The sequence below is a fragment of the Pseudomonas lini genome, from assembly GCF_030812475.1.
Taxonomy (GTDB): Bacteria; Pseudomonadota; Gammaproteobacteria; order Pseudomonadales; family Pseudomonadaceae; genus Aquipseudomonas; species Aquipseudomonas lini_A.
The window spans coordinates 63,034-87,739 of the sequence record NZ_JAUSSR010000012.1; the positions used below are offsets into that span (position 1 = coordinate 63,034).

The 24,706-nt window shown below is 60.0% G+C and carries 20 protein-coding genes; 12 read left to right on the forward strand and 8 right to left on the reverse strand.

Going from position 1 to position 24,706, the window contains the following annotated elements:
* Positions 1-84: 84 nt before the first annotated feature.
* The 5 genes from J2W17_RS22245 to J2W17_RS22265 all read right to left on the reverse strand — a co-directional run bounded on the left by J2W17_RS22245 (position 85) and on the right by J2W17_RS22265 (position 7,675).
* The gene (locus J2W17_RS22245; protein WP_307339454.1) at positions 85-2,895 is read right to left on the reverse strand and encodes an FAD-binding and (Fe-S)-binding domain-containing protein; all 2,811 of its coding nucleotides are present in this window, start codon (positions 2,893-2,895) and stop codon (positions 85-87) included.
* The gene (locus J2W17_RS22250) at positions 2,892-3,563 is read right to left on the reverse strand and encodes a LutC/YkgG family protein (RefSeq protein ID WP_307339457.1); all 672 of its coding nucleotides are present in this window, start codon (positions 3,561-3,563) and stop codon (positions 2,892-2,894) included. The genes J2W17_RS22245 and J2W17_RS22250 overlap by 4 nt, the downstream gene beginning before the upstream one ends.
* Positions 3,563-5,017 carry a LutB/LldF family L-lactate oxidation iron-sulfur protein gene (locus tag J2W17_RS22255; RefSeq protein WP_307339460.1) on the reverse strand — a complete coding sequence of 485 codons (1,455 nt, stop codon included), beginning with the start codon at positions 5,015-5,017 and terminating at the stop codon, positions 3,563-3,565. The genes J2W17_RS22250 and J2W17_RS22255 overlap by 1 nt, the downstream gene beginning before the upstream one ends.
* Positions 5,014-5,838, reverse strand: coding sequence for a (Fe-S)-binding protein (locus tag J2W17_RS22260; RefSeq protein WP_307339464.1), 825 nt, complete (start codon positions 5,836-5,838; stop codon positions 5,014-5,016). Before J2W17_RS22260 ends, J2W17_RS22255 begins: the two co-directional genes overlap by 4 nt.
* 142 nt (positions 5,839-5,980) lie before the next feature.
* The gene (locus J2W17_RS22265) at positions 5,981-7,675 is read right to left on the reverse strand and encodes a lactate permease LctP family transporter (RefSeq protein ID WP_307339468.1); all 1,695 of its coding nucleotides are present in this window, start codon (positions 7,673-7,675) and stop codon (positions 5,981-5,983) included.
* 263 nt (positions 7,676-7,938) lie between these two features.
* On the opposite strand from J2W17_RS22265, the gene J2W17_RS22270 reads away from it, so the two are divergent.
* Positions 7,939-8,706 carry a GntR family transcriptional regulator gene (locus J2W17_RS22270; RefSeq protein WP_307339471.1) on the forward strand — a complete coding sequence of 256 codons (768 nt, stop codon included), beginning with the start codon at positions 7,939-7,941 and terminating at the stop codon, positions 8,704-8,706.
* A gap of 130 nt (positions 8,707-8,836) precedes the next feature.
* On the opposite strand, the gene smpB is transcribed toward J2W17_RS22270, so the two are convergent.
* Complete coding sequence (gene smpB, locus J2W17_RS22275; protein WP_007900551.1) at positions 8,837-9,319, reverse strand: SsrA-binding protein SmpB; 483 nt, start codon at positions 9,317-9,319, stop codon at positions 8,837-8,839.
* Positions 9,320-9,437: 118 nt separating this feature from the next.
* Here smpB and J2W17_RS22280 point away from each other — a divergent pair, with 118 nt between their 5' ends.
* Genes J2W17_RS22280 through J2W17_RS22290 form a run of 3 tightly spaced genes read left to right on the forward strand, consistent with a single transcriptional unit; the run spans position 9,438 to position 11,590 of the window.
* Complete coding sequence (locus J2W17_RS22280; protein WP_307339476.1) at positions 9,438-10,841, forward strand: sodium-dependent transporter; 1,404 nt, start codon at positions 9,438-9,440, stop codon at positions 10,839-10,841.
* 7 nt (positions 10,842-10,848) lie between these two features.
* A complete protein-coding gene (locus J2W17_RS22285; protein WP_307339479.1) occupies positions 10,849-11,283 on the forward strand; it encodes a type II toxin-antitoxin system RatA family toxin in 435 nt (144 codons plus the stop codon).
* The gene (locus J2W17_RS22290; protein ID WP_307339482.1) at positions 11,276-11,590 is read left to right on the forward strand and encodes an RnfH family protein; all 315 of its coding nucleotides are present in this window, start codon (positions 11,276-11,278) and stop codon (positions 11,588-11,590) included. Before J2W17_RS22285 ends, J2W17_RS22290 begins: the two co-directional genes overlap by 8 nt.
* A gap of 61 nt (positions 11,591-11,651) precedes the next feature.
* On the opposite strand, the gene J2W17_RS22295 is transcribed toward J2W17_RS22290, so the two are convergent.
* A complete protein-coding gene (locus J2W17_RS22295; RefSeq protein WP_154851126.1) occupies positions 11,652-12,179 on the reverse strand; it encodes an outer membrane protein assembly factor BamE in 528 nt (175 codons plus the stop codon).
* A 97-nt stretch (positions 12,180-12,276) separates the two neighbouring features.
* On the opposite strand from J2W17_RS22295, the gene fur reads away from it, so the two are divergent.
* Positions 12,277-12,681: a ferric iron uptake transcriptional regulator gene (fur, locus tag J2W17_RS22300; protein WP_003197684.1), complete on the forward strand. Its 405-nt coding sequence runs from the start codon at positions 12,277-12,279 to the stop codon at positions 12,679-12,681.
* Between the two features lie 72 nt (positions 12,682-12,753).
* Here fur and recN read toward each other — a convergent pair whose 3' ends face one another.
* Positions 12,754-14,427 (reverse strand): DNA repair protein RecN, encoded by a 1,674-nt coding sequence (recN, locus tag J2W17_RS22305; RefSeq protein ID WP_307339489.1) that lies wholly within the window; start codon positions 14,425-14,427, stop codon positions 12,754-12,756.
* 241 nt (positions 14,428-14,668) lie between these two features.
* Here recN and grpE point away from each other — a divergent pair, with 241 nt between their 5' ends.
* The 7 genes from grpE to greA all read left to right on the forward strand — a co-directional run bounded on the left by grpE (position 14,669) and on the right by greA (position 24,694).
* Positions 14,669-15,232 (forward strand): nucleotide exchange factor GrpE, encoded by a 564-nt coding sequence (gene grpE, locus J2W17_RS22310; RefSeq protein ID WP_064679798.1) that lies wholly within the window; start codon positions 14,669-14,671, stop codon positions 15,230-15,232.
* Positions 15,233-15,334: 102 nt separating this feature from the next.
* Positions 15,335-17,251, forward strand: coding sequence for a molecular chaperone DnaK (gene dnaK / locus J2W17_RS22315; RefSeq protein ID WP_307339495.1), 1,917 nt, complete (start codon positions 15,335-15,337; stop codon positions 17,249-17,251).
* 296 nt (positions 17,252-17,547) lie between these two features.
* Complete coding sequence (gene dnaJ, locus J2W17_RS22320) at positions 17,548-18,672, forward strand: molecular chaperone DnaJ (protein WP_307339498.1); 1,125 nt, start codon at positions 17,548-17,550, stop codon at positions 18,670-18,672.
* 10 nt (positions 18,673-18,682) lie between these two features.
* Positions 18,683-19,486 (forward strand): 4-hydroxy-tetrahydrodipicolinate reductase, encoded by an 804-nt coding sequence (gene dapB / locus J2W17_RS22325; RefSeq protein WP_307339503.1) that lies wholly within the window; start codon positions 18,683-18,685, stop codon positions 19,484-19,486.
* 259 nt (positions 19,487-19,745) lie between these two features.
* The gene (gene carA / locus J2W17_RS22330; RefSeq protein WP_307339506.1) at positions 19,746-20,882 is read left to right on the forward strand and encodes a glutamine-hydrolyzing carbamoyl-phosphate synthase small subunit; all 1,137 of its coding nucleotides are present in this window, start codon (positions 19,746-19,748) and stop codon (positions 20,880-20,882) included.
* A gap of 117 nt (positions 20,883-20,999) precedes the next feature.
* The gene (carB, locus tag J2W17_RS22335; protein ID WP_307339509.1) at positions 21,000-24,221 is read left to right on the forward strand and encodes a carbamoyl-phosphate synthase large subunit; all 3,222 of its coding nucleotides are present in this window, start codon (positions 21,000-21,002) and stop codon (positions 24,219-24,221) included.
* Positions 24,218-24,694: a transcription elongation factor GreA gene (gene greA, locus J2W17_RS22340; RefSeq protein WP_010463507.1), complete on the forward strand. Its 477-nt coding sequence runs from the start codon at positions 24,218-24,220 to the stop codon at positions 24,692-24,694. The genes carB and greA overlap by 4 nt, the downstream gene beginning before the upstream one ends.
* The last annotated feature ends 12 nt before the right edge of the window (positions 24,695-24,706 follow it).

A 24,706-nucleotide genomic window follows, 5' to 3' on the forward strand; every position in this document is an offset into this window, starting at 1 on the left:
GACGGGCTGCCGAGTGTGGGGAAGACCCGCGTTTTGCGGGGCTTGAACAGTGGACTGCGGCGGCGCGTCAGGGTTCTGTTTTTTTTAGATCGCCTTCGCCCGGGTGACCCGATCCACTAGATACACCAGGCCGTGGTAGTCGATTCCGCCATGTTGCGTCAGGCCTATTTCACAGGTGCGGCTGGTGGAAATCCCTTCGCTGCATTGCTGCACGGCATCCTTGAGCGTACGCAAGGCATGGGCGTTCAACTCCGGTGTGCTGAAGCCCTTGTCGCCGGCAAATCCGCAGCAGTGAATGCCTTCGGGAATGACCACGTTCTTGCTGCATTTACGCGCCAGATCGATCAGTGCCTGGCTTTCGCCCAGGTGCTGGGTGCTGCAGGTGACATGTACCGCGATCGGCGCTTCCTGGGGGGTGAAGTCCAGGCGATCCATCAGGTGCGTGCGGATGAAACGCACCGGGTCGTACAGGTCCAGCCGAACCTGGCCAAGGTCCTGAACCAGGCGCAAGGTGCAGGGGCTGGTGTCGCAGTAGATCGGGTCGAGCCCGCCACGACTGGCGTGCAGCAACGCGCCGATCAGTTCCTGGCGTTTGTGTTCGGCCTGCTCGGCGTAGCCTTTGGAGGCGAAGGGCTGACCGCAGCAGAGGCTGTCCTGGTTGTCTGGAAACACCACCTGGTAACCGGCTTTTTCCAGTAGCCCACGGGTTTTGTGGTAGAGCGACATCTGCTCTTTATCACCGGCCGCGGGCCCCATGACCCGTGACACGCAGGCCGCGAGGTACACGACTCGAGGACGCTGGTCCGACACGCTTGGGCTGAAGCGAATGGCCTTTTCCGGTTGCGGCATGGCGTTGGTCCATTGCGGGACCTGGCCTTTGGATAATCGCGTCAGCGTGGCCGAGAGTTTTGCCAGTCGCGGCGCGCCCAACAGCATCCGCGCGCCGTTGGCCACGTGCAGGGTGAAGCGTGCGCCTTGCAACGCGGTGGCGAAATTGCCTTCGAGCCAGTTGGCGGTTTTCGTATGGGTCGCGTTACGGCTGCGAAGCTTTTTCACCAGGTCGCCGGTATTGATGCCTACAGGGCAACGTTGGGCGCAGAGGCCGGTCGCGGCGCAGGTGTCGATGCCCTGGTATTCGTAGGCTGCTTCAAGTTCAGTGGTATCCACTCCGGCACGTTTCTTCGCCTGGATGTCGCGCCAGATCACGATGCGCTGGCGCGGGCTCAGTGTCAGGCCTTTTGACGGGCAGACCGGCTCGCAGAAGCCGCACTCGATGCACTTGTCCACAATCTCGTCGGCGGCCGGCAGTGGCTTGAGGTGCTTGAGGTGGATCTGCGGATCTTCGCTGAGCACCACGTCCGGGTTGAGAATGCCGTTGGGATCGAGCAGGCGTTTGAGCTGCCACATCAGTTGGTACGCGTCGCTGCCCCACTCCAGTTCGACGAAGGGCGCCATGTTGCGGCCGGTGCCGTGTTCGGCTTTCAGCGAACCGCCGAATTCCACCGCCACCAACTGTGCGACGTCGTCCATGAACGCCTGGTAGCGTGCGACTTCTTCCGGGTTGTTGAAGCCCTGGGTGAAGACGAAGTGCAGGTTGCCTTCCAGCGCATGTCCGAACAGGATCGCTTCGTCGTAGTGATGTTTGTCGAACAGTTCGATCAAGCGGTTTACACCGGCGGCCAACTTTTCCACCGGAAAGGTCACGTCTTCGATGATCACCGTGGTCCCGGTTTTGCGCACCGCGCCGACGGCGGGGAAGGTGTCCTTGCGGATCGCCCAGAGCCGGGCGTTTTCCACCGGGTCTTCGGTGAAGTCGACTTGTTTTTCCACAGGGAACGAGGTCAGCGACGCCATGATTTGCGTCAGTTGTTCCTGCAGCAAAGTAGACGATGCGGCGCGGGATTCGATCAGCAGGGCGCAGGCATTGTTCGACAGGTGCTGTACGAAAGACGGCATGCCGGGTTTGTCCTGCACCGAACGCAGGCTGCGGCGGTCGAGCAGTTCCACGGCCGATACCGGCTGACTTTTCAGCACAGTGACTGCGTTACAGCAGGTTTCCACATCTGGAAACACAATCAGTGCCGACGCCTTGTTCGGGTGATCGATCACCGTGTCGTAGGTCACTGCGCTGATGAAGCCGAGGGTGCCTTCGGAACCCACCAGCAAGTGGCTCAAGATATCCACAGGCTCGTCGTAATCCACCAGGGCGTTGAGTGACAGGCCGGTGGTATTTTTCAGACGGTATTTGTGGCGGATTCTCGCAGCCAGTTCGGCATTGGCGCGGGTCTCGCGGCCCAAAGCCCCCAGACGTTCAAGCAGTGCAGCGTGGCTGTCGCGAAACGCCGCGACACTGGCTGCATCTTCGGTGTCGAGACGACTGCCGTCGGCCAGCACCAGGCGAATGCCGGCCAAGGTGTGATAGGTGTTTTGCGCGGTGCCGCAGCACATGCCGCTGGCATTGTTGGCGACGATGCCACCGATCTTGCAGGCGTTGATCGAGGCCGGGTCCGGGCCGATCTTGCGCCCGAACGGTGCCAGCCAGGCATTGGCCTGTGCGCCGATCACGCCTGGTTGCAGGCGGATTTGCAGGCCCTGATCACGGATTTCGCGACCGTTCCAGTTATCCCCCAGCACGATCAGCACCGAATCGCTGATCGCCTGGCCGGAGAGGCTGGTGCCGGCAGCGCGGAAGGTTACCGGGACCTGATCCCGTTGTGCGAGTTTGAGCAGCGCCACCACTTCATCTTCGGACTCGACACGAATCACCAGTTGCGGAATCAACCGGTAGAAACTGGCGTCGGTGCCGAAGGCCAGGGTCGACAGCGGATCGTCGAAACGTCGCTCCTGGGGAATCAGTTGCTGCGCATCTCGCAGGAAAGCTGTCGGTAGACTCATTGGTCCTCCAGGATCAGGACCACCAGGTCTTTCGGACCGTGAGCCCCGTAAGCCAGAACCTGCTCGATGTCGGCGGTTTTCGAAGGGCCGGACACCAGTAGGGCGTTGGTTGGCATGCCTTGGGCCCATTCGAATTCCTGCTGCACCTGATAGAAGTTGTCGCGGATTTCACTGGCCTTTAGCAGGGCGAAATGTACCGGCGGCACCAGGCTCATCAGGCGCGGTTCTTCCCGCGTCGGCCAGAGAATCAGGCTGCCTGTCGCGGCGATGGCGCCGAGGGTGGTCGTGAGACTGGCCGGGGTGTCGTTGAACAGCTCGGCTTTCCATTCTTCAACGGGGCGGTCGTAGGTTTTGAGTGTCGGCAGCCCGGGATTTTTCGCCCAGTGTTGAGTGACGCGTTGACCGTGTGGCGTAGTCGGCGCAATCAGCACACTCGGCAGCTGGCGATCGCTGAGCAATTGGGCCAGCAACCCGGGCCAACTGGCGCCGGACGTCAGATGGATTTCCGTGTGCACCGCTTCCATCAGTTTGCGCAGTTGCGGGATGCGTTGTTCGGGCGCGTAAGTGTAGGGCTGGGTCACCAGTTCGACGTCGAACTCGTCAGGCACCGGCGTGGTGCCTGTCAGACTTTTGCGCAGCTTGGCGAGGATATTTTGCTTGGCGCTCATCAACGGTCTCCCTGTTTGGCCAGATGCTCGCGGGCCATGTCATGCAGTGAGCGGGCAGCCGGTTTCGGTGCGCTGTGATTTTGCGTCCACGGCCCGACTTTGCTCGGCGCGAGAGCGCGCAAGCGGGTGGCAAAGAAGCCGAACAGGCGATAGAGCGTCGGCGAACTGTTGAGCCTGGCCCAGGCGTTCCAGATAAAGCGTTCCTTGCGCGAATATTTACTGCCTTGGCCGCGCATGACTTGATGCGGGCTGTCCGGTGCTTTGACGTTTTCTTCCCGCAGGCGCCGCAGCAAGGCGGGGATCGGGATTTTTACCGGGCACACTTCACCACAGGCACCGCACAGTGACGAAGCACTGGGGTGATCCGGGACTTTCGCCAGGCCGACCATGTGCGGGGTGATGATTTTTCCGATGGGCCCAGGGTAAACCTCGCCATAGGCGTGACCGCCGATTCGAGTGTAGACCGGGCAATGATTCATGCAGGCGCCGCAACGGATGCAGTTCAGGGTCTGGCGCAATTCACTGTCGGCAAACGCCTGGCTGCGACCGTTGTCCAGCAGTACCAGGTGCACTTCCTGCGGGCCGTCGAGTTCATGTTCCTTGCGCGGGCCGGAGATCATGTTGACGTAGGTGGTGATCGGCTGGCCCAGCGCAGAGCGGGTCAGTAGCGACAAGAGCGGCACGACATCGCGCAAATTTTCCACGACTTTTTCGATGCCGGTGACGGCAATGTGCACCGGCGGCACGGTAGTGGTCATGCGCCCGTTGCCTTCGTTTTCCACCAGCAGCAGGGTGCCGGTTTCGGCCACGGCGAAGTTGACGCCGGAGACGCCGATGTCCGCTTCGAAGAATTTCTGCCGCAAGACTTTGCGACCGATCTGAATGAGTTGGTCAACGTCCTTGGTGTATTCCACGCCAAGTTTGTCGTGGAACAAGGACGCGACCTGACCGGCATTCTTGTGGATCGCCGGCATAATAATGTGTGAAGGCTTCTCGTGGTCGAGCTGGACGATGTACTCGCCCATGTCCGATTCCAGGCATTCAATGCCCTGTTCAGCGAGGACGTGGTTCATCTCCATCTCTTCGCTGACCATCGATTTACCCTTGATCACTTGCCGCCCCTCGTGAGCGCGGATGATCGACAGGACGATGCCATTGGCCTCGTCCACCGTTTCCGCCCAGTGCACTGTCACACCGTTGCGGGTCAGGTTCTGTTCAAGCTGCTCGAGCAGGTCGGGCAACCTGGATAACGCACGGGCGCGGACAGCATTGCCCAGCACTCGCAGATGTTCTCTTTCATGGGCATCGCTGAAGGACGCTGCCCGTTTGCTCATCAGTGAATCCATCGCAGTGCGAAAGTTGTTTCGCAGTTGCTTGTCACCCAAAGCCCCGTGAGCCCTGGCGCGGAAGTCTTCTTCTACGGCGACTGTAGGAATAATCGCGGAAGCGTTCATCGGGCGCCTCCGGTTCGCTGCCAGAGGAAGCTGGCCAGGTGTTGGCCGCGCAACGCTTCTCGCTGTTTTTCCAGCGCGCCGTTGATGTTCATCAGGCAACCGCAGTCGGCACTGAGTACCTGGTGCGCGCCGGACTCCTTCAGCGATCGGGTCTTGTCAGCCACCATCGCGCCGGAAATGTCTGGCATACGGACGCTGAAAGTCCCACCGAAGCCACAGCATTCACTTTCGTGGCTGTGGTCGACTCGCTCCACGTTGGCCAGCTGCGCCAACAGTTCGCGGCCGTGCAGGTGAGTGTTCATTTCTCGCCGCGCCGAACACGAAGTGTGCAACGCCACTTTTACCTGTGGGCCGCTGTCCTTGAGCTGCACCTTGCAGACGAACAACAGAAACTCGGCCAACTCGTAAGTTCGGGCGGCCAGGGCCTGAACCTGTTTCAACGTCTGCGGCTCGTCCTTGAACAAGTCGGCGTAATGTTCGCGCAACATGCCCGCACAAGAACCCGACGGCACCACCACCGGATAATCCCCGGCGAACAACGCCAGTTGCGAGCGCGCCACGGTCCGGGCCTGTTCGGTGTAACCCGAGGTGTAGGCCGGTTGCCCGCAGCAGCTTTGCCCTTGCGGGTAGTCGACCCGGATGCCTTCGCGTTCCAGCAGGTGAATCGCGTCCATCCCGGCTTCGGGGTAGAACAAGTCCACCACGCAGGTGCCGAACAGGTAGACCCGTGACGGTTTTTCGCTGGGGTATTGCCGTGGCTCGGGCAGTGGCGGGGCGACGCGGGTCGCGTTCGGCACCGCATTATAAAAAAGCTCGCTCATCAGGCGTGTCTCCGGGTGGGCCCGGTTATCCGTCCGCTGAGGCTGCTGAATATAGAGAGGGAAGCTTTCAGCAGCCTTGCAGACCGGGTGGTGAATAGCTGACGCCGGAATCGTGGTCCGGCGTCGGTTGTTCTTATCGTTCTCAGTGCACCAGCATGCCGGTGAACCAGTAGGCCTGGGCGTAGGTGATCAGGCCGACAATCGTTGCGAAGAACAGGCTGTGCTTGAGGGTGAAACGGAACAGATCCGATTCCTTGCCCACCAGGCCGGTCGCGGCGCAGGCCACGGCGATCGATTGTGGCGAGATCATCTTGCCGGTCACGCCGCCACTGGTGTTAGCCGCTACCAGCAAGGTGTCGCTGACGCCGATCTGATGCGCGGTGGTCGCCTGCAGCGAACTGAACAGAGCGTTGGACGAGGTATCGGAACCGGTCAGGAACACACCCAGCCAGCCGAGGAACGGCGAGAAGAACGGGAACGCTGCACCGGTGCCGGCCAGTACCAGGGCCATGGTCGAGGACATGCCCGAGTAGTTGGTGACGAAGGCAAACGCCAGCACCATGCCGATGGACAGGATCGGCCAGCGCAGCTCGTAGAAGGTCTCTTTCAAAGTGGTCAGACCAGTTCTTGGATTGATCTTCAGCACCAGCATCGAGATCAGCGCGGAGAAGAAAATCGCGGTACCGGTCGCGGAAACCGGGTCGAGCTTGAACACCGCCGGCAGGGCAGTCGGGGCGGTCACGATCGGTGCGACCTTGATCACCAACTGATCCAAATGCGGGATCGCGAAGTTGAACACCCAGCTGTACATCGAGCCGCCGGCTGCGAACATCGCCTTGAACGGTTTCAGGGTCCAGATGGTGACCAGCACGGTGAGGATCAGGAACGGCGACCAGGCCTTGAGGATTTCGCCGAAGCTGTAGGGCGACGCCACGGTGCTGCGCGGCAGGCCGAAACCGCCGGCGCTGGCGCTGACCACGGACGCCGAGACGGCGCCGACGATGTGTTGGCCTGCGGCACGTTTCGGCTGCCAGACTTTCAGGAACAGGGTCAGGGAAATCAGGCTGGCCAGGGCCGAGGTGATGTCCGGCAGTTCCGGGCCGATGAAGTTGGAGGTGAAATACTGGGTGACGGCAAAGCTCAGGCCCGCCACCAGCGCTGCCGGCCAGGTTTCCCGTACGCCGCGCAGGCCGTCCATCATGAACACCAGCCAGAACGGCACGAACAGCGACAGCAGCGGCAACTGACGGCCGGTCATGGCGCCGATCTTGAACGCGTCGATGCCGGTCACTTGCCCGGCAACGATGATCGGGATCCCCAGGGCACCGAAGGCGACCGGTGCGGTGTTGGCGATCAGGCACAGGCCCGCGGCGTACAACGGGTTGAAGCCCAGTCCCACCAGCAGTGCGGCGGTAATCGCAACCGGCGCACCGAAACCGGCGGCACCCTCCAGGAACGCACCGAAGCAGAAGCCGATCAACAGCACTTGCAGGCGCTGGTCATCGGTAATCGACAGCACCGAGCTGCGGATCACTTCGAACTGGCCGCTCTTGACCGTCAGTTTGTAGAGGAATACCGCCGCGACGATGATCCAGGCGATCGGCCACAGGCCATAGGCGAATCCGTAGCCGGCGGCAGCGAACGCCATGTCGACCGGCATCTGGAACGCGAAGATGGCCACCGCGATGGACAAAGCCAGTGTGATGCTGCCAGCCACATGGCCCTTGAGGCGGAACACGGCCAAGGCGAGGAAGAAAAACACGATGGGAATGACGGCCGCGAGCGCGGAAAAACCGAGACTGCCGAGCGGACTATAGAGCTGTTGCCAGGTTTGCATATGGGGTGGCCCCTAATTGTTGTTGGTCAGGCACTGGTCAGCGTGCTTGGTTAATTGGTAATACCAATTTACAATCGCTGTTGGCTAGGGTAAAAGCCTTATGGGCGACGTGTCAATTTGTCACCCTGCAACTTTTGTCGAATAGGCGGTGCGTGGGTCATCTGATGCGGTCGATTCAATGCAATCTGCCAGGGTGCCGGCGCAACGCGGATCGGCCAGAATAGAGGGCCCGGCGAGCTGCCGGGACCGTGGAGAAGTGAGTTATGGGGTTTGATCAGATACGTCAGCGCCGTTTGTCTGACGATATAGTCGAGCGGCTCGAGGGAATGATCCTCGAGGGCACGCTGAAGGCCGGCGAACGGTTGCCGGCCGAACGTGCGTTGGCCGAGCAGTTTGGTGTGTCACGCCCTTCATTGCGTGAAGCGATTCAGAAACTGGCGGCCAAGGGCTTGCTGGTCAGTCGCCAGGGTGGCGGCAATTATGTGGTGGAGTCGCTGGGAACGACGTTCAGCGATCCGCTGCTGCATCTGCTGGAAAGCAACCCTGAAGCCCAGCGCGACCTGCTGGAGTTTCGCCACACCCTGGAAGCGTCTTGCGCCTATTACGCGGCGATGCGGGCGACGGATGTCGATCGCGAACGGCTGACCACCGCTTTCAACGAATTGCAGGACTGCTACACGCGCCACGATGAGGTGAGCCGTGCGGAGGAGGGCGCTGCGGATGCGAAATTCCACCTGGCGATCGCTGAAGCCAGTCACAACGCGGTGTTGCTGCACACCATTCGCGGGCTGTTCGATCTGCTCAAGCGCAATGTGGTGACCAACATCGGCGGCATGTACAAGCAACGCACCGAAACCCGCGACATGCTGATTTCGCAGCATCGGGAGTTATACCTGGCGATTATCGAAGGCAGGGCGGAGCAGGCGCGGGAAGTCTCCAGCCGACATATTTTGTATGTGCAGGAGGTGCTGGAGGAGGTGCGTCAGGAAGTGCAGCGGGTGGCTCGGGCGGAGCGGCGCAAAGGAATGTAGTCAGTGAGATTTGTAGTGAGTGTGCTATCGCCATCGCGAGCAGGCTCGCTCCCACATTTGTTTTGTGTCGTTCACAAATCCAGTGTGGGAGCGAGCCTGCTCGCGATGGCGGTCTCGGGCGAAAAGAGAGTTAGTCTTCCTTGCCCTTGTTCCGCACCGCACGCTGCAACTCGCGACCGGCGTCGCGTTCGCGTTCGGTATCGCGCTTGTCGTATTCCTTCTTGCCCTTACCCAGAGCGATCTCACACTTGACCATGTGCTTGCTCCAGTACCAGGACAGGCACACGCAGGCGTAGCCTTTTTGCTGCACCGCAGCCGCCAGCTTTTCCAGCTCGCGTCGGTTGAGCAGCAATTTACGGGTGCGGGTCGGATCGGCGATGACGTGGGTGCTCGCGGTCATCAGCGGCGTAATGTGGCTGCCGAGCAACCATGCTTCGCCATCCTTGAGCAGCACATAACTGTCAACCAGTTGCAGCTTGCTTGCCCGCAGACTTTTTACTTCCCAGCCGGCCAGGACCAGACCAGCCTCGAACTTGTGCTCGATGAAGTAATCGTGTCGCGCCTTTTTATTTTGCGCGATGGTCCCTGTTGGGTGTTTCTTCTGTTTAGCCATAGGGGCGGCATTATAGGGAGTTACAAGCTAGTCGGCTACGGTCTCGCTACGTGCTTGAGCAGGTTGATTGAATCCCGGACAATGCGGCCTCTTTTTCGAACGCTTGGGCGTGATAACGATGTCGACAGACAAGGTTTCTGTCCACGGCAGTTGGGCTAGCCGCTGGGTCTTCATACTCGCCGCGACCGGTTCGGCCGTGGGCCTGGGTAGTATCTGGAAATTCCCGTACATGGTCGGCGTCTACGGCGGGGGCGCCTTCGTGCTGATGTTCCTGGCCTGTATCGCGTTGATCGGGGTGCCGGTCATGCTGGCGGAAACCTTGATCGGCCGTCGCGCCCGGCAGAGCCCGGCCAATGCCTTGAAGGTATTGGCGCTGGAGGCGGGGCATTCGGCGAAGTGGTCCTGGGGGGCATTCGCCGGGATGATCACGGCGCTGCTGATCCTGTCTTTCTATAGTGTGGTCGGCGGCTGGTCGCTGGATTACATCATCGACATGGGGCGAGGTGATTTCCAGGGGGTGACGGCAGACCAGGTGGGCGCGTATTTCGGCAACGTGATCGCCGATCCATGGCGCCTGACACTTTGGCACACGATTTTCATGCTGCTGTCCGCCATCGTGATCGCCAAGGGCGTGGTTGCCGGCCTTGAGCGCAGCCTGCGCATCATGATGCCGCTGCTGTTCGTGATGATCCTGGTGTTGCTGGGCTACAGCATGACCACCGGCCATTTCATGCAAGGCGTGCATTTCATGTTCGACTTCCACCCGGAAAAAGTCCTGGACGGCTTGCTGCCGGCCATGGGACATGCGTTCTTTTCCCTGAGCGTAGGTGTTGGTTCGATCATGATCTACGGCGCCTATATGCCCAAGGATTCATCGATTTCCGGCACCATCGTCGGCGTGGCGCTGCTTGATACGTTCGTTTCCCTGGTTGCTGGCCTGGCATTGTTTCCGATTGTGTTTGCCGCGGGCCTGAACCCGAGCGAGGGCCCGGGCCTGATGTTCGTCAGCCTGCCATTTGCCTTTGGCAACGTAGCGTTCGGCCAGTTGATGGGCGTAGTGTTCTTCGTACTGGTGGCGATTGCGGCCTGGAGTTCGGCGATTTCCCTGCTCGAGCCTATGGTGGCTTACCTGGTTGAACGCACTAAAGTCAGTCGCGCCTGGGTGACGTTCTGGCTGGCCTTCACCTGCTGGTTTGTCGGGCTGGGTACGGTCTTTTCCTTCAATATCTGGAAGCAAGCCAAGTTTTTCGTGAACGAAGGCGGGATGTTCCATCTCTACCAATGGGGTGCGGCCGGTGGCCTGGACTTCTTCGGAGTGATCGATTTCTTCACCTCGCGAATCATGTTGCCACTCGGTGGTTTATGTTTCGTGGTGTTTGCGGGATGGGTAATGGGTCGGGAAGCGGTGCGCGACGAACTGTCGATCCGCAGCCCGATGTTGTTCGCCCTGTCCCTGTTCTTGATGCGCTATGTGGCGCCCATCGGCATTCTCGTAGTGTTTGCCGCCCAGCTGTGGAAGTGACGCTGACATGACGACACACATTCAACGTTCGGCCCTGCTGCCGTACCCCGCGCAAGCGCTGTATGACCTGGTCAACGACGTAGCGAGTTATCCGCAATTTCTGCCCTGGTGCTCCTCGGCCGAAGTCCTTGAAAGCTCCCCCGAGCACATGCGCGCCAGCGTGGGCGTAGCCAAGGGTGGACTGAGTCAGCATTTCGTGACGCGCAATACCCTGGTGCCTGGACAGTCGATCGAAATGAACCTTGAAAAAGGTCCGTTCACTCAGCTGCATGGCGTGTGGGTGTTCAAGCCGCTGGGCGAGAAGGCGTGCAAGATCAGCCTGGACCTGTCGTTCGATTACGCCGGGCCGATTATTCGCGCCACTCTGGGGCCATTGTTCAATCAGGCGGCCAATACGTTGGTGGATGCGTTTTGCCAGCGGGCCAGGCAGATGCATGGTTGAGGCAATGATTAAGGTCGAGGTGGTGTATGCCGCCGTCGATCGTCAGGTGCTGCTCACTGTGGCAGTGCCTGCGGGGACTACAGTGCGAGCAGCTTTGCAGAAGTCAGGCATCAGTCTGGAGTTTCCGGAGCTGGACCTGGCCGATTGTCCTGTGGGGATCTTCGCCAAGCAGATCCTCGATCCGGACAGTCGTGCGGTTCAGGCGGAGGATCGCATCGAGATTTACCGGCCGCTGCTGGCCGATCCGAAAGAGGTCCGGCGGCTGCGCGCCGCCAAGGCCGCCGAGGCCAAGGCGCGCAACCAGTGAGGCGGATAAACGCCAGGCAATAAAAAACCCGGACAGGCCGGGTTTTTTGTTGCGCCGTCTATTATTGCGGCGAGGTGTCCAGAGGTTCTGGGCTCGGGACCGGAACGGTTTCTACACCGTCGACGTCTTTCTGGATCTGATCCAGCAACGAACCTGGCTTGACCGGTTTTTCCGGTTTCGGCTTCTCGACGTTTTCTGCCGGGGCGGTCACGCTGGTGCCGCTGTCCTTGCCGAGAATGGCCTCGTCTCGGCTAACGCCTGGCATGAAATCACCAGAGAGGCTGACAAGTTGGTCATTTGGGTTGAAGATAACGCTAATGCGTTCCTGTTGGCGTTCACCGCCACCGGGTTGCAGGCTGTACAAATAATCCCAGCGATCGGCATGGAACGTGTCAGTCAGCAGAGGGTTGCCCATGATAAACCGTACTTGCCGACGGGTCATTCCCGGGCGTAACTGGTCTATCATGTCCTGCGTGACGACATTGCCCTGCTGGATGTCGATTTTGTAAACCCCGGGGAATGAACAACCGGCGAGTGCGAGCAGTCCCACAAAGGTGAAACTGGTTAGCAAGAGCTTGGTGTTTTGCATCGGTGGGCGACTTCCACTATCTTGGCTGGGACAACGTAAACGCCGATCATACCCGCATTAAGAGAAGCTGCGAAGCAGCATCGCGAGAAAGCTGACCATGGTTGAAAATAGCGAACTACGCAAAGCCGGCCTCAAAGTGACCCTTCCACGGGTCAAGATTCTGCAAATGCTCGATTCCGCCGAGCAACGCCACATGAGTGCCGAGGACGTCTACAAGGCGCTGATGGAAGCTGGTGAGGACGTCGGTCTGGCCACGGTTTATCGTGTCCTGACCCAGTTCGAGGCAGCTGGCCTTGTGGTGCGGCACAACTTCGACGGAGGCCATGCGGTCTTCGAGCTGGATGACGGCAAGCATCACGACCATATGGTCAATGTCGAGACCAGCGAAGTAATCGAATTCTTCGATGAGGAAATCGAGCGGCTGCAGAAGGCAATCGTCGACAAGTATGGCTTCGAGATGGTTGATCACAACCTTGTACTGTACGTGCGCAAGAAAAAGTAAGCATGTCGCGCGAACCTGAGGTTCGCGAAACGAACGAAGGCGACCCCAGGGTCGCCTTCGTGCTGTCTGCCGTTAAATCTTTGCGGTGACCACCATCTTTTTCGCGTGAGCCAGGGATTCCTTGGTCAGATCGATACCACCCAGCATTCGCGCCACTTCCTCGACACGATCATTCTTGTTCAGCTTGGAAACGGCCGTACGGGTCGCGTCCTCGCCGCGCACTTTGTGCACAAATAGATGCTGATGACCTTGCGCCGCTACCTGCGGCAAGTGGGTCACTGTCAGCACCTGCCCGCGCTCACCGAGGCGACGCAGCAACTGGCCGACAATCTCGGCAGTCGGGCCGCCAATCCCCACGTCCACTTCGTCGAAGACCAGGGTCGGTACGCGCGAGGTTTGCGCGGTGATGACCTGGATCGCCAGGCTGATTCGTGACAGCTCACCACCGGACGCCACTTTTGCCAGGGCCTTGAGCGGCTGCCCCGGGTTGGCGCTCACCAGCAGTTCGACCTGTTCGAGTCCATTGGGCAGCAATTCATCGCTGCTGTTGGGGCGCAGTTCGATGGTGAAGCGCCCGCCCGGCATGCCCAGTCGCTGGATTTCCTGCTCCACGGCGCTCGCCAGGCTGCTTGAGGCTTGATGGCGCAGGTCGCTCAGTTCCCGGGCTTTCTCCTGATAATGACGGGCGTAGGAGGCCAGCTCATCGCCCAGTCGTTCGATGGATTCGTCGTTGGCATTCAGGGTCTCGATTTCATCCAGCAGGCGCTGTTGCATCTCGGCGACTTCGGTCGGTTGAATGCGGTGTTTGCGCGCCATGGTGTAAATCGCGTCCAGGCGTTCTTCCAGGTATTGAAGACGCGCCGGGTCGGCGTCGAAATTATCGAGGAAGCGGTTCAGTTCGCCCACGGCTTCCTCGACCTGGATTTGCGCACTGGTCAGCAGGCTGCTGGCTTCACCCAGGGCGCCGACCGAGTTGTTCACGCTCGACAGCCGGTTGAGGCTGGCGGTAAGCGCATTCAGGACATTGCCGGAATCACTTTCGCTGCATTGTTCGACCACTTGCCGGCAGATGCCCAGCAGGGTTTCGGCGTTGGTCAGGTTCTTGTGCTCATGCTCGAGCTGCTCCAGCTCGTTTTCACCGAGGCCGAGGTTTTCCAGCTCTTCGAGTTGATAGCTGAGCAACTGATGGCGGGCACGCTGCTCGTCGCCGGAGTTGGAGAGGCGATCCAGTTCCTGGCGGGTCTGGCGCCAGCGTTGGGCGGCCAGTTGCACCTGGCGGGCCAGGTCCGTCGCGCCGGCGTATTCGTCCAGCAGGCGGCGGTGGGTGTCGGTCTTGAGCAGGGACTGGTGTTCGTGCTGGCTGTGGATATCGATCAGCAGTTCGCCCAGGGCCTTGAGGTCGCCAAGCGGGCAGGGGGTGCCATTGATATAGCCGCGCGAGCGCCCTTCGGCAGTGATCACACGGCGCAGGATGCACGGGCCGTCGCTCTCCAGGTCACGCTCGGCCAGCCAGGCGCTGGCTTCCGGGATGGCGACCAGATCGAAAGTGGCCAGGATATCGGCCTTGTCGGCACCGGGGCGGACCACGCCGCTGTCGGCGCGATCGCCCAGGGTCAGGCCCAGGGCGTCGAGCATGATCGACTTGCCGGCGCCGGTTTCTCCTGTGATCACGCTCATCCCGCGATCGAGTTCGAGATCGAGATGTTCAACGATGGCGTAGTTGTGTACGGACAGGTGCACCAGCATAAAGGCCGCTCCCAGGCTTTAGGTCTGGTTATTTATACAGTGTTTTTATTCAGGCTGACAATGCCCCTGCTTAGCTCGATTTGCTTGATCCGACGAAACCCTTAGTGCGCCGGGGAATGACAATGCAGCTGTTTTTTGTAGGGTTAATCAATGAGCGGCCCTTGAAGCACGATTTTGCGGCCCCATATACCGGGACAGAAGCGCGAGTTGAGCTCGCGGACGATATTGAAAGGAGAAATCTATGGCTGACGAACAGACAGTGGATACGCAAAATCTTGACGCCGACCAGGCTGCCCAGGAGGGTGATGAGCTGGCGGCTCGTGTGCAAGTGCTCGAAGAGCAATTGGCTGGCGCCCATGATCAGGCTTTGCGTGTAGCGGCTGATCTGCAGAACGTCCGCCGTCGTGCCGAGCAGGATGTCGAGAAGGCTCACAAGTTCGCCCTGGAGAAATTCGCCGGCGACCTGCTGCCGATCATCGACAGCCTCGAGCGTGGCCTGGAGTTGTCCAGCCCCGACGACGAAAACATTCGTCCGATGCGTGAAGGGATCGAACTGACCCTGAAAATGTTCCAGGACACCCTGAAGCGTTATCAGCTGGAAGTGATCGACCCTGAAGGCGAGCCCTTCAATGCATCGCAGCATCAGGCGATGGCCATGCAGGAAAGCGCCGACGTCGAGCCGAACAGCGTGCTCAAGGTGTTTCAGAAGGGTTATCAGCTCAATGGTCGCCTGCTACGCCCGGCCATGGTCGTGGTCAGCAAGGCCAGTGCGCCAGTTGCGCCTTCGATTGACGAGCAGGCTTGAAATTAGCCGCAAGGCCCCCATTTAGAAGTCAAGCGTTTAAGTGCTACCGCAGTTAGCCACCACTGCTGCGGCATCCAAATCCAAAGTTTCGGGAGAGTGAACATGGGCAAAATTATCGGTATCGACCTGGGGACTACCAACTCCTGCGTCTCCATTCTTGAAAACGGCAAAGCCAAAGTCATCGAAAACGCCGAAGGCGCGCGTACCACGCCTTCGATCGTGGCGTATGCCAACGATGGCGAAATCCTGGTTGGCCAATCGGCCAAGCGTCAGGCAGTGACCAATCCGCACAACACCCTGTACGCGGTGAAGCGTCTGATCGGTCGTCGCTTCGACGAAGAAGTCGTGCAGAAAGACATCCAGATGGTCCCTTACAAGATCGTCAAGGCTGACAACAGCGACGCCTGGGTTGAAGTGAACGGCCAGAAAATGGCACCGCCACAAATCTCGGCTGAAATTCTGAAGAAAATGAAGAAGACCGCCGAAGACTACCTCGGCGAGCCAGTGACCGAAGCGGTGATCACCGTTCCGGCCTACTTCAACGACAGCCAGCGTCAAGCCACCAAGGACGCCGGCCGCATCGCGGGCCTGGACGTCAAACGTATCATCAACGAACCGACCGCAGCTGCGCTGGCTTACGGTATGGACAAGGCCAAGGGCGATCACACTGTGATCGTTTATGACCTGGGCGGCGGTACTTTCGACGTTTCCGTGATCGAAATCGCTGAAGTCGATGGCGAGCACCAGTTCGAAGTATTGGCCACCAACGGCGACACTTTCCTGGGCGGTGAAGACTTTGACATTCGTCTGATCGACTACCTCGTCGACGAATTCAAGAAAGAAAGCGGCATGAACCTCAAAGGTGATCCGCTGGCGATGCAGCGCCTGAAAGAAGCGGCTGAAAAAGCCAAGATCGAACTGTCCTCGAGCCAGTCGACCGACGTGAACCTGCCGTACATCACCGCAGACGCTACCGGTCCGAAACACTTGAACGTGAAGATCTCGCGCTCCAAGCTGGAATCGCTGGTGGAAGACCTGGTTCAACGCACCATCGAACCTTGCCGCATTGCGATGAAAGACGCCGGTATCGACATTGGCGCGATCAACGACGTGATCCTGGTCGGCGGTCAGACCCGTATGCCACTGGTTCAGAAGCTGGTCACCGATTTCTTCGGTAAAGAAGCCCGTAAAGACGTCAACCCTGACGAAGCGGTTGCCATGGGTGCTGCGATCCAGGGCGCGGTATTGGCCGGCGACGTGAAAGACGTCCTGCTGCTCGACGTCAGCCCGCTGACCCTGGGTATCGAAACCATGGGCGGCGTGATGACTGCGCTGATCGAGAAAAACACCACGATTCCTACAAAGAAATCGCAAGTGTTCTCGACGGCCGACGACAACCAGGGCGCAGTGACCATTCACGTGCTGCAAGGCGAGCGCAAGCAAGCCGCACAGAACAAGTCCCTGGGCAAATTCGACCTGGCCGAGATTCCACCAGCACCACGTGGCGTGCCACAAATCGAAGTGACCTTCGACATCGACGCCAACGGCATCCTGCACGTCGGCGCGAAAGACAAGGCCACCGGCAAGACTCAGTCGATCGTGATCAAGGCCAACTCCGGTCTGTCCGAAGACGAAATTCAGCAGATGGTTCGTGATGCTGAAGTGAACGCCGAGGAAGACCGCAAGTTCGAAGAGCTGGCCAGCGCCCGTAACCAGGGCGACGCGCTGGTTCACTCGACGCGCAAAATGGTCGCTGATGCCGGCGACAAAGTGAGTGCTGAAGAGAAGACTGCAATCGAAGCTGCAGTAGTAGCCCTGGAAGCCGCCATCAAGGGCGACGACAAGGCTGCTATCGATGCCAAGGTTGAAGAGCTGTCCAAAGTCTCCGCGCCAGTGGCTCAGAAAATGTACGCCGAACAGGCCCAGCCTGCTGAAGGCGCTGCACCACACGACGAAAAAGCTGAAAAAGCCGACGACGTCGTGGACGCTGAGTTCGAAGAAGTCAAAGACCACAAGTAAGTTGTTGGTCGCCCGGTTGACTGCCTTCTGGCGGTGACTGGTAGGATGTCGCCGCGCGGGAGCTTGCTCCCGCGTTGGCGTGTCTGGAGTTAGCGAATTTTTACAGCATGCGACATCGCTCGTGTGTTGGTGGCATGGCCGGAAATGCTCCTGCTTTCCGAGTCGAAAGTGCCGCATCGAATCAAGACCAGGATCGTTGAATTGACGTGAGTTGGGTCCGGGCCTGTATTGGGGCTCAACGAGTTTGGCGAGGCTCAGGAGGGGTTTGCCGAACGTCCTTAAGAGTGCAAAGACTTATGGCAAAGCGTGACTATTACGAAGTATTGGGTGTTGAGCGCGGCTCAAGCGAAGCGGATCTGAAAAAGGCCTACCGTCGCCTGGCGATGAAGCACCACCCGGACCGTAATCCCGATGACAAAGCGTCGGAAGAGATGTTCAAGGAGGCCAACGAGGCCTACGAAGTGCTGTCCGATTCCAGCAAGCGCGCGGCGTACGACCAGTACGGTCATGCCGGCGTCGACCCGAGCATGGGCGGCGGCGGTGCCGGGTTTGGCGGTCAGAACTTCTCCGACATCTTTGGTGATGTCTTCAGTGACTTCTTCGGTGGCGGTCGCGGCGGCTCCCGTGGCGGCGCTCAGCGCGGCAGCGACCTGCGCTACACCCTGGAGCTGAACCTGGAAGAAGCGGTGCGCGGTACCACCGTGAATATCCGCGTTCCGACACTGGTCAATTGCAAACCGTGCGACGGATCGGGGGCAAAGAAAGGCTCTTCGCCTGTCACTTGCCCGACCTGCGGCGGTATCGGCCAGGTCCGCATGCAGCAGGGCTTCTTCTCGGTGCAGCAGACCTGCCCGCGCTGCCATGGCCAAGGCAAGATCATTTCCGATCCGTGCGATTCCTGCCGCGGCGAAGGCCGAGTCGAAGAGTACAAGACGCTCTCGGTGAAAGTGCCGGCCGGCGTCGATACCGGTGACCGTATTCGCCTGTCCGGCGAAGGCGAGGCGGGTGCGCAGGGTGGCCCGACCGGCGACCTGTACGTGGTGATCAATGTGCGCGAGCACGCTATCTTTCAGCGTGACGGCAAACACCTGTTCTGCGAAGTGCCGATCAGCTTTGTCGACGCGGCGCTGGGTGGCGAGCTGGAGATTCCGACCCTCGATGGTCGGGTCAAGCTGAGAATCCCCGAGGGGACTCAAACCGGCAAGCAGTTCCGTGTCCGCGGCAAAGGCGTTGCACCAGTACGTGGTGGCGGTGCCGGAGACCTGATGTGTCGTGTGGCGGTCGAAACCCCGGTCAACCTGGGGCGCCGTCAGCGCGAATTGCTGGAAGAATTCCGTAACTCGCTGGCGGACGACAACAGTCATTCGCCGAAAACCACCGGTTGGTTCGAAGGCGTAAAGCGCTTCTTCGGCGATTTGTAAGGAGACAGGCATGCGACGTATTGCAGTGATGGGCGCCGCCGGGCGCATGGGCAAAACCCTGATCGAGGCCGTGCAGCAAACGCCAGGCGCCGGTCTGACGGCTGCGATTGATCGCCCTGACAGCTCGCTGGTCGGCGCGGATGCCGGTGAGTTGGCGGCGCTGGGTCGTATCGGCGTGCCATTGTCCGGTGATCTGGATCGGGTAGCTGACGAGTTCGATGTGCTGATCGACTTCACGCACCCGACGGTGACCCTGAAGAATCTCGCGTTCTGCCGCAAGCATCGCAAGGCGATGATCATCGGCACCACCGGTTTCAGCGTAGAAGAGAAGCAGTTGCTGGCGGAGGCGGGCAAGGATATTCCGATCGTCTTCGCGGCCAACTTCAGCGTCGGCGTCAATCTGTGCCTGAAGCTGCTCGACACCGCGGCCCGGGTGCTGGGTGACGATGTCGACATCGAGATCACTGAAGCCCACCATCGGCATAAAGTCGATGCGCCGTCCGGTACCGCCGTGCGCATGGGTGAAGTGATTGCCGATGCGCTGGGTCGTGACTTGAAGAAGGTGGCGGTTTACGGTCGAGAAGGCCAGACCGGTGCCCGTGCCCGCGACACCATCGGCTTCGCGACCGTGCGTGCCGGTGACATCGTGGGCGATCACACCGTGCTCTTCGCCGCCGACGGTGAGCGTGTCGAGATCACGCACAAGGCGTCCAGTCGCATGACCTTCGCCAAGGGCGCGGTCCGTGCGGCATTGTGGCTGGACAAGCGTGGGCCAGGCCTTTACGACATGCAAGACGTGCTCGATCTGCGTTAAGATGCACCCGAAATCGGGTTCAAGCCTGGGGTTTGGACCCGTTTTTATCCCGCCAAGCGACGTCCTGTCGCATTCTCCGGCCTTTAGGGCTCATTGGCGGTAGACCAAAAATGCCTTTTTCTGTAAGCTACAGCTTTAGTGTGTCCACTAAAAGCGCGCAGAATTATTCGGTGAAGAAGCGGGGTGACGTGTCCATACGTCACTCCGCTTTTTTACAACCTGCGATCGCCCTTTCAGGCTTTATTTACGGGAGGTCTTCTTGACTAAGCCAGCCATACTCGCCCTTGCTGATGGCAGCATTTTTCGCGGCGAAGCCATTGGAACCGACGGTCAAACCGTTGGTGAGGTGGTGTTCAACACCGCCATGACCGGCTATCAGGAAATCCTTACCGATCCTTCCTACGCCCAACAGATCGTTACCCTGACTTACCCGCACATCGGCAATACCGGTACCACACCGGAAGACGCCGAGTCCGATCGCGTCTGGTCCGCTGGCCTGGTTATCCGGGACCTGCCGCTGGTCGCGAGCAACTGGCGTAACAAGCTGTCGCTGTCCGATTACCTGAAAGCCAACAACGTGGTGGCAATCGCCGGTATCGACACCCGCCGCCTGACGCGCATCCTGCGTGAGAAAGGCGCGCAGAACGGCTGCATCATGGCCGGTGACAACATCTCCGAAGAAGCGGCCATTGCTGCAGCGCGAGAGTTCCCTGGCCTGAAAGGCATGGACCTGGCGAAAGTCGTCAGCACCCAGAAGCAATATGAATGGCGCTCGACTGTCTGGGATCTGAAAACCGACAGCCACGCGACCATTGAAGCATCCGAGCTGCCTTACCACGTGGTTGCCTACGACTACGGCGTCAAGCTGAACATCCTGCGCATGCTGGTCGAGCGCGGTTGCCGCGTGACCGTGGTGCCGGCGCAAACGCCCGCCGCTGAAGCCTTGGCGCTCAACCCCGATGGCGTGTTCCTGTCCAACGGCCCGGGTGACCCCGAGCCATGCGACTACGCGATCCAGGCGATCAAGGACGTGCTGCAGACCGACATCCCGGTCTTCGGTATCTGCCTCGGTCACCAGCTGCTGGCCCTGGCCGCCGGCGCCAAGACCCTGAAAATGGGCCACGGCCACCACGGCGCCAACCACCCGGTCCAGGACCTGGACAGCGGTGTGGTGATGATCACCAGTCAGAACCACGGCTTCGCGGTAGATGAGACTACCCTGCCAGGCAATGTCCGGGCGATCCACAAATCGCTGTTCGACGGCACCCTGCAAGGCATCGAGCTTACCGACAAGAGCGCCTTCAGCTTCCAGGGTCACCCTGAAGCCAGCCCTGGCCCGAACGACGTAGCGCCATTGTTCGATCGCTTCATCAACGAAATGGCCAAGCGACGCTGATCGCTCGCCTAGATGCAGCAAAGCTCGAGGGCGGTCCCGACACCGGTGGCCCCCTCGAGCCTTCACAGATTGAACAAGACGGCTTGCCGACTGACCTGCGGATTTGAGTGACAACCCATGCCAAAACGTACAGACATTAAAAGCATCCTGATTCTCGGCGCTGGCCCGATCGTGATCGGCCAGGCCTGCGAATTCGACTACTCCGGCGCCCAGGCCTGCAAAGCCCTGCGCGAGGAGGGTTACCGCGTCATCCTGGTGAACTCCAACCCAGCGACCATCATGACCGACCCGGACATGGCCGACGCCACCTACATCGAGCCGATCAAGTGGCAGACCGTGGCCAAGATCATCGAGAAAGAGCGTCCGGACGCGCTGCTGCCGACCATGGGCGGCCAGACCGCTCTGAACTGCGCCCTGGACCTGGAGCGCGAAGGCGTCCTGGAAAAGTTCGGCGTAGAAATGATCGGCGCCAACGCTGACACCATCGACAAGGCCGAAGACCGTTCGCGCTTCGACAAGGCGATGAAATCCATCGGCCTGGACTGCCCGCGCTCGGGTATCGCCCACAGCATGGAAGAGGCCAACGCGGTGCTTGAGCGCCTGGGCTTCCCGTGCATCATTCGTCCGTCCTTCACCATGGGCGGCACCGGTGGCGGCATCGCGTACAACCGCGAAGAGTTCGAAGAAATCTGCGCCCGCGGCCTGGATTTGTCGCCGACCAAAGAGCTGCTGATCGACGAATCGCTGATCGGCTGGAAAGAGTACGAGATGGAGGTTGTCCGCGATAAGAAGGACAACTGCATCATCGTCTGCTCCATCGAAAACTTCGACCCGATGGGTGTGCACACCGGTGACTCGATCACCGTTGCTCCGGCACAAACCCTGACGGACAAGGAATACCAGATCATGCGTAACGCCTCCCTGGCGGTACTGCGCGAGATCGGCGTCGAGACTGGCGGTTCCAACGTCCAGTTCGGGATCTGCCCGGACACTGGCCGCATGGTCGTGATCGAGATGAACCCGCGGGTGTCCCGCTCTTCGGCCCTGGCCTCGAAAGCCACCGGCTTCCCGATCGCGCGTATTGCTGCCAAGCTGGCGATCGGCTACACCCTGGACGAGTTGCAGAACGAAATCACCGGCGGCGCTACGCCTGCGTCCTTCGAACCGTCCATCGACTACGTCGTCACCAAGCTGCCACGTTTCGCCTTCGAGAAATTCCCGAAAGCCGACGCACGCCTGACCACGCAAATGAAGTCGGTCGGTGAAGTCATGGCTATCGGCCGGACCTTCCAGGAATCCCTGCAGAAAGCCCTGCGCGGCCTGGAAGTGGGCGTTTGCGGCCTGGACGAGAAGCTCGACCTGAGCAACCCGGAAAGCATGAGCATCCTCAAGCGCGAACTGACCGTGCCGGGTGCCGAGCGTATCTGGTACGTGGCGGACGCGTTCCGCGCCGGCCTGTCGGTCGAAGATATCTTCGGCATGAACATGATCGACCCATGGTTCCTGGTGCAGATCGAAGATCTGATCAAGGAAGAAGAGAAGGTCAAGACCCTGGGTCTGGCCAGCATCGACCGCGACTTGATGTTCAAGCTCAAGCGCAAGGGTTTCTCCGACATGCGTCTGGCCAAATTGCTGGGCGTGACCGAGAAGGCACTGCGTCGCCACCGCCACAAGCTCGAGGTGTACCCGGTCTACAAGCGCGTTGACACCTGCGCGGCCGAGTTCGCCACCGACACCGCTTACATGTACTCGACTTACGAGGAAGAGTGCGAAGCCGCGCCGTCGGGCCGCGACAAGATCATGATCCTCGGCGGCGGTCCAAACCGTATCGGCCAGGGCATCGAGTTCGACTACTGCTGCGTACACGCGGCGCTGGCCCTGCGCGAAGACGGTTACGAGACCATCATGGTCAACTGCAACCCGGAAACCGTTTCCACCGACTACGACACCTCCGATCGCCTGTACTTCGAACCAGTGACCCTGGAAGACGTGCTGGAAATCTGCCGCGTCGAGAAGCCAAAAGGCGTGATCGTCCAGTACGGCGGCCAAACCCCGCTGAAACTGGCTCGCGCCCTGGAAGAAGCCGGCGTGCCGATCATCGGCACCAGCCCTGACGCCATCGACCGTGCCGAAGACCGTGAGCGCTTCCAGCAGATGGTCGAGCGCCTGAACCTGCGTCAGCCGCCAAACGCCACCGTGCGCAGCGAAGACGAAGCGATTCGTGCCGCCAGCAAGATCGGTTACCCGCTGGTGGTTCGTCCGTCCTACGTACTGGGCGGCCGTGCGATGGAAATCGTCTACGAAGAAGAAGAGCTCAAGCGTTACCTGCGCGATGCGGTGAAAGTGTCCAACGACAGCCCGGTGCTGCTGGATCACTTCCTCAACTGCGCCATCGAAATGGACGTGGATGCGGTCTGCGACGGTACCGACGTGGTGATCGGCGCGATCATGCAGCACATTGAGCAAGCCGGTGTTCACTCCGGTGACTCCGCGTGCTCCCTGCCGCCGTACTCGCTGCCTGCGCACATCCAGGACGAAATGCGCGAACAGGTCAAGAAAATGGCCCTGGAGCTGGGCGTGGTCGGCCTGATGAACGTGCAGTTGGCGCTGCAAGGCGAAGACATCTACGTCATCGAAGTCAACCCGCGCGCTTCCCGGACCGTACCGTTCGTGTCCAAGTGCATCGGTGTTTCCCTGGCCATGATCGCGGCTCGCGTGATGGCAGGGAAAACCCTGAAGGAAATCGGCTTCACCAAGGAAATCATTCCGAACTTCTACAGCGTGAAAGAGGCGGTGTTCCCATTCGCCAAGTTCCCTGGCGTGGACCCGATCCTGGGCCCTGAGATGAAGTCCACCGGTGAAGTGATGGGCGTGGGCGACACCTTCGGTGAAGCATTCGCCAAAGCCCAGATGGGCGCCAGCGAAGTGCTGCCGACCGGCGGTACCGCATTCATCAGCGTACGTGATGACGATAAGCCACTGGTTGCGGGCGTGGCCCGTGATCTGATCAACTTGGGCTTCGACGTGGTCGCCACTGCCGGCACTGCCAGGCTGATCGAAGCCGCAGGGCTGAAAGTGCGTCGCGTGAACAAGGTGACCGAAGGTCGTCCGCACGTGGTCGACATGATCAAGAACGACGAAGTCACCTTGATCATCAACACCACCGAAGGCCGTCAGTCGATCGCCGATTCGTACTCCATTCGTCGTAATGCCTTGCAGCACAAGATCTATTGCACCACTACCATTGCTGCTGGCGAAGCTATCTGCGAAGCGCTGAAGTTCGGTCCCGAGAAGACCGTGCGCCGCTTGCAGGATCTACACGCAGGATTGAAGGCATGATCAAATACCCAATGACCGTCCAGGGCGCCAAGGCCCTGGAAGAAGAACACGCCCACCTGACCAAGGTCGTCCGTCCGAAGCTCAGCCAGGACATCGGCACAGCGCGGGAACTGGGTGACTTGAAGGAGAACGCCGAATACCATGCCGCCCGCGAGCAGCAGGGTATGGTTGAGGCGCGGATTCGTGACATCGAAGGCCGGATTCAGAACCAGGTCATCATCGACGTCACGACCATTCCTCACACCGGCAAAGTGATCTTCGGCACCACCGTTGAAATCGCCAACGTCGAGACGGATGAAAGCGTCACTTACCACATCGTGGGTGAGGATGAGGCCGACTTCAAACTCGGCAAGATATCGGTGGGCTCGCCACTGGCCCGGGCCTTGATTGCCAAGGAAGAGGGCGACGTAGTTGCCGTGAAAACGCCTGGCGGCGTTATCGAGTATGAGATTGTCGAAGTTCGCCACATCTGAAAGAAGGCGCCC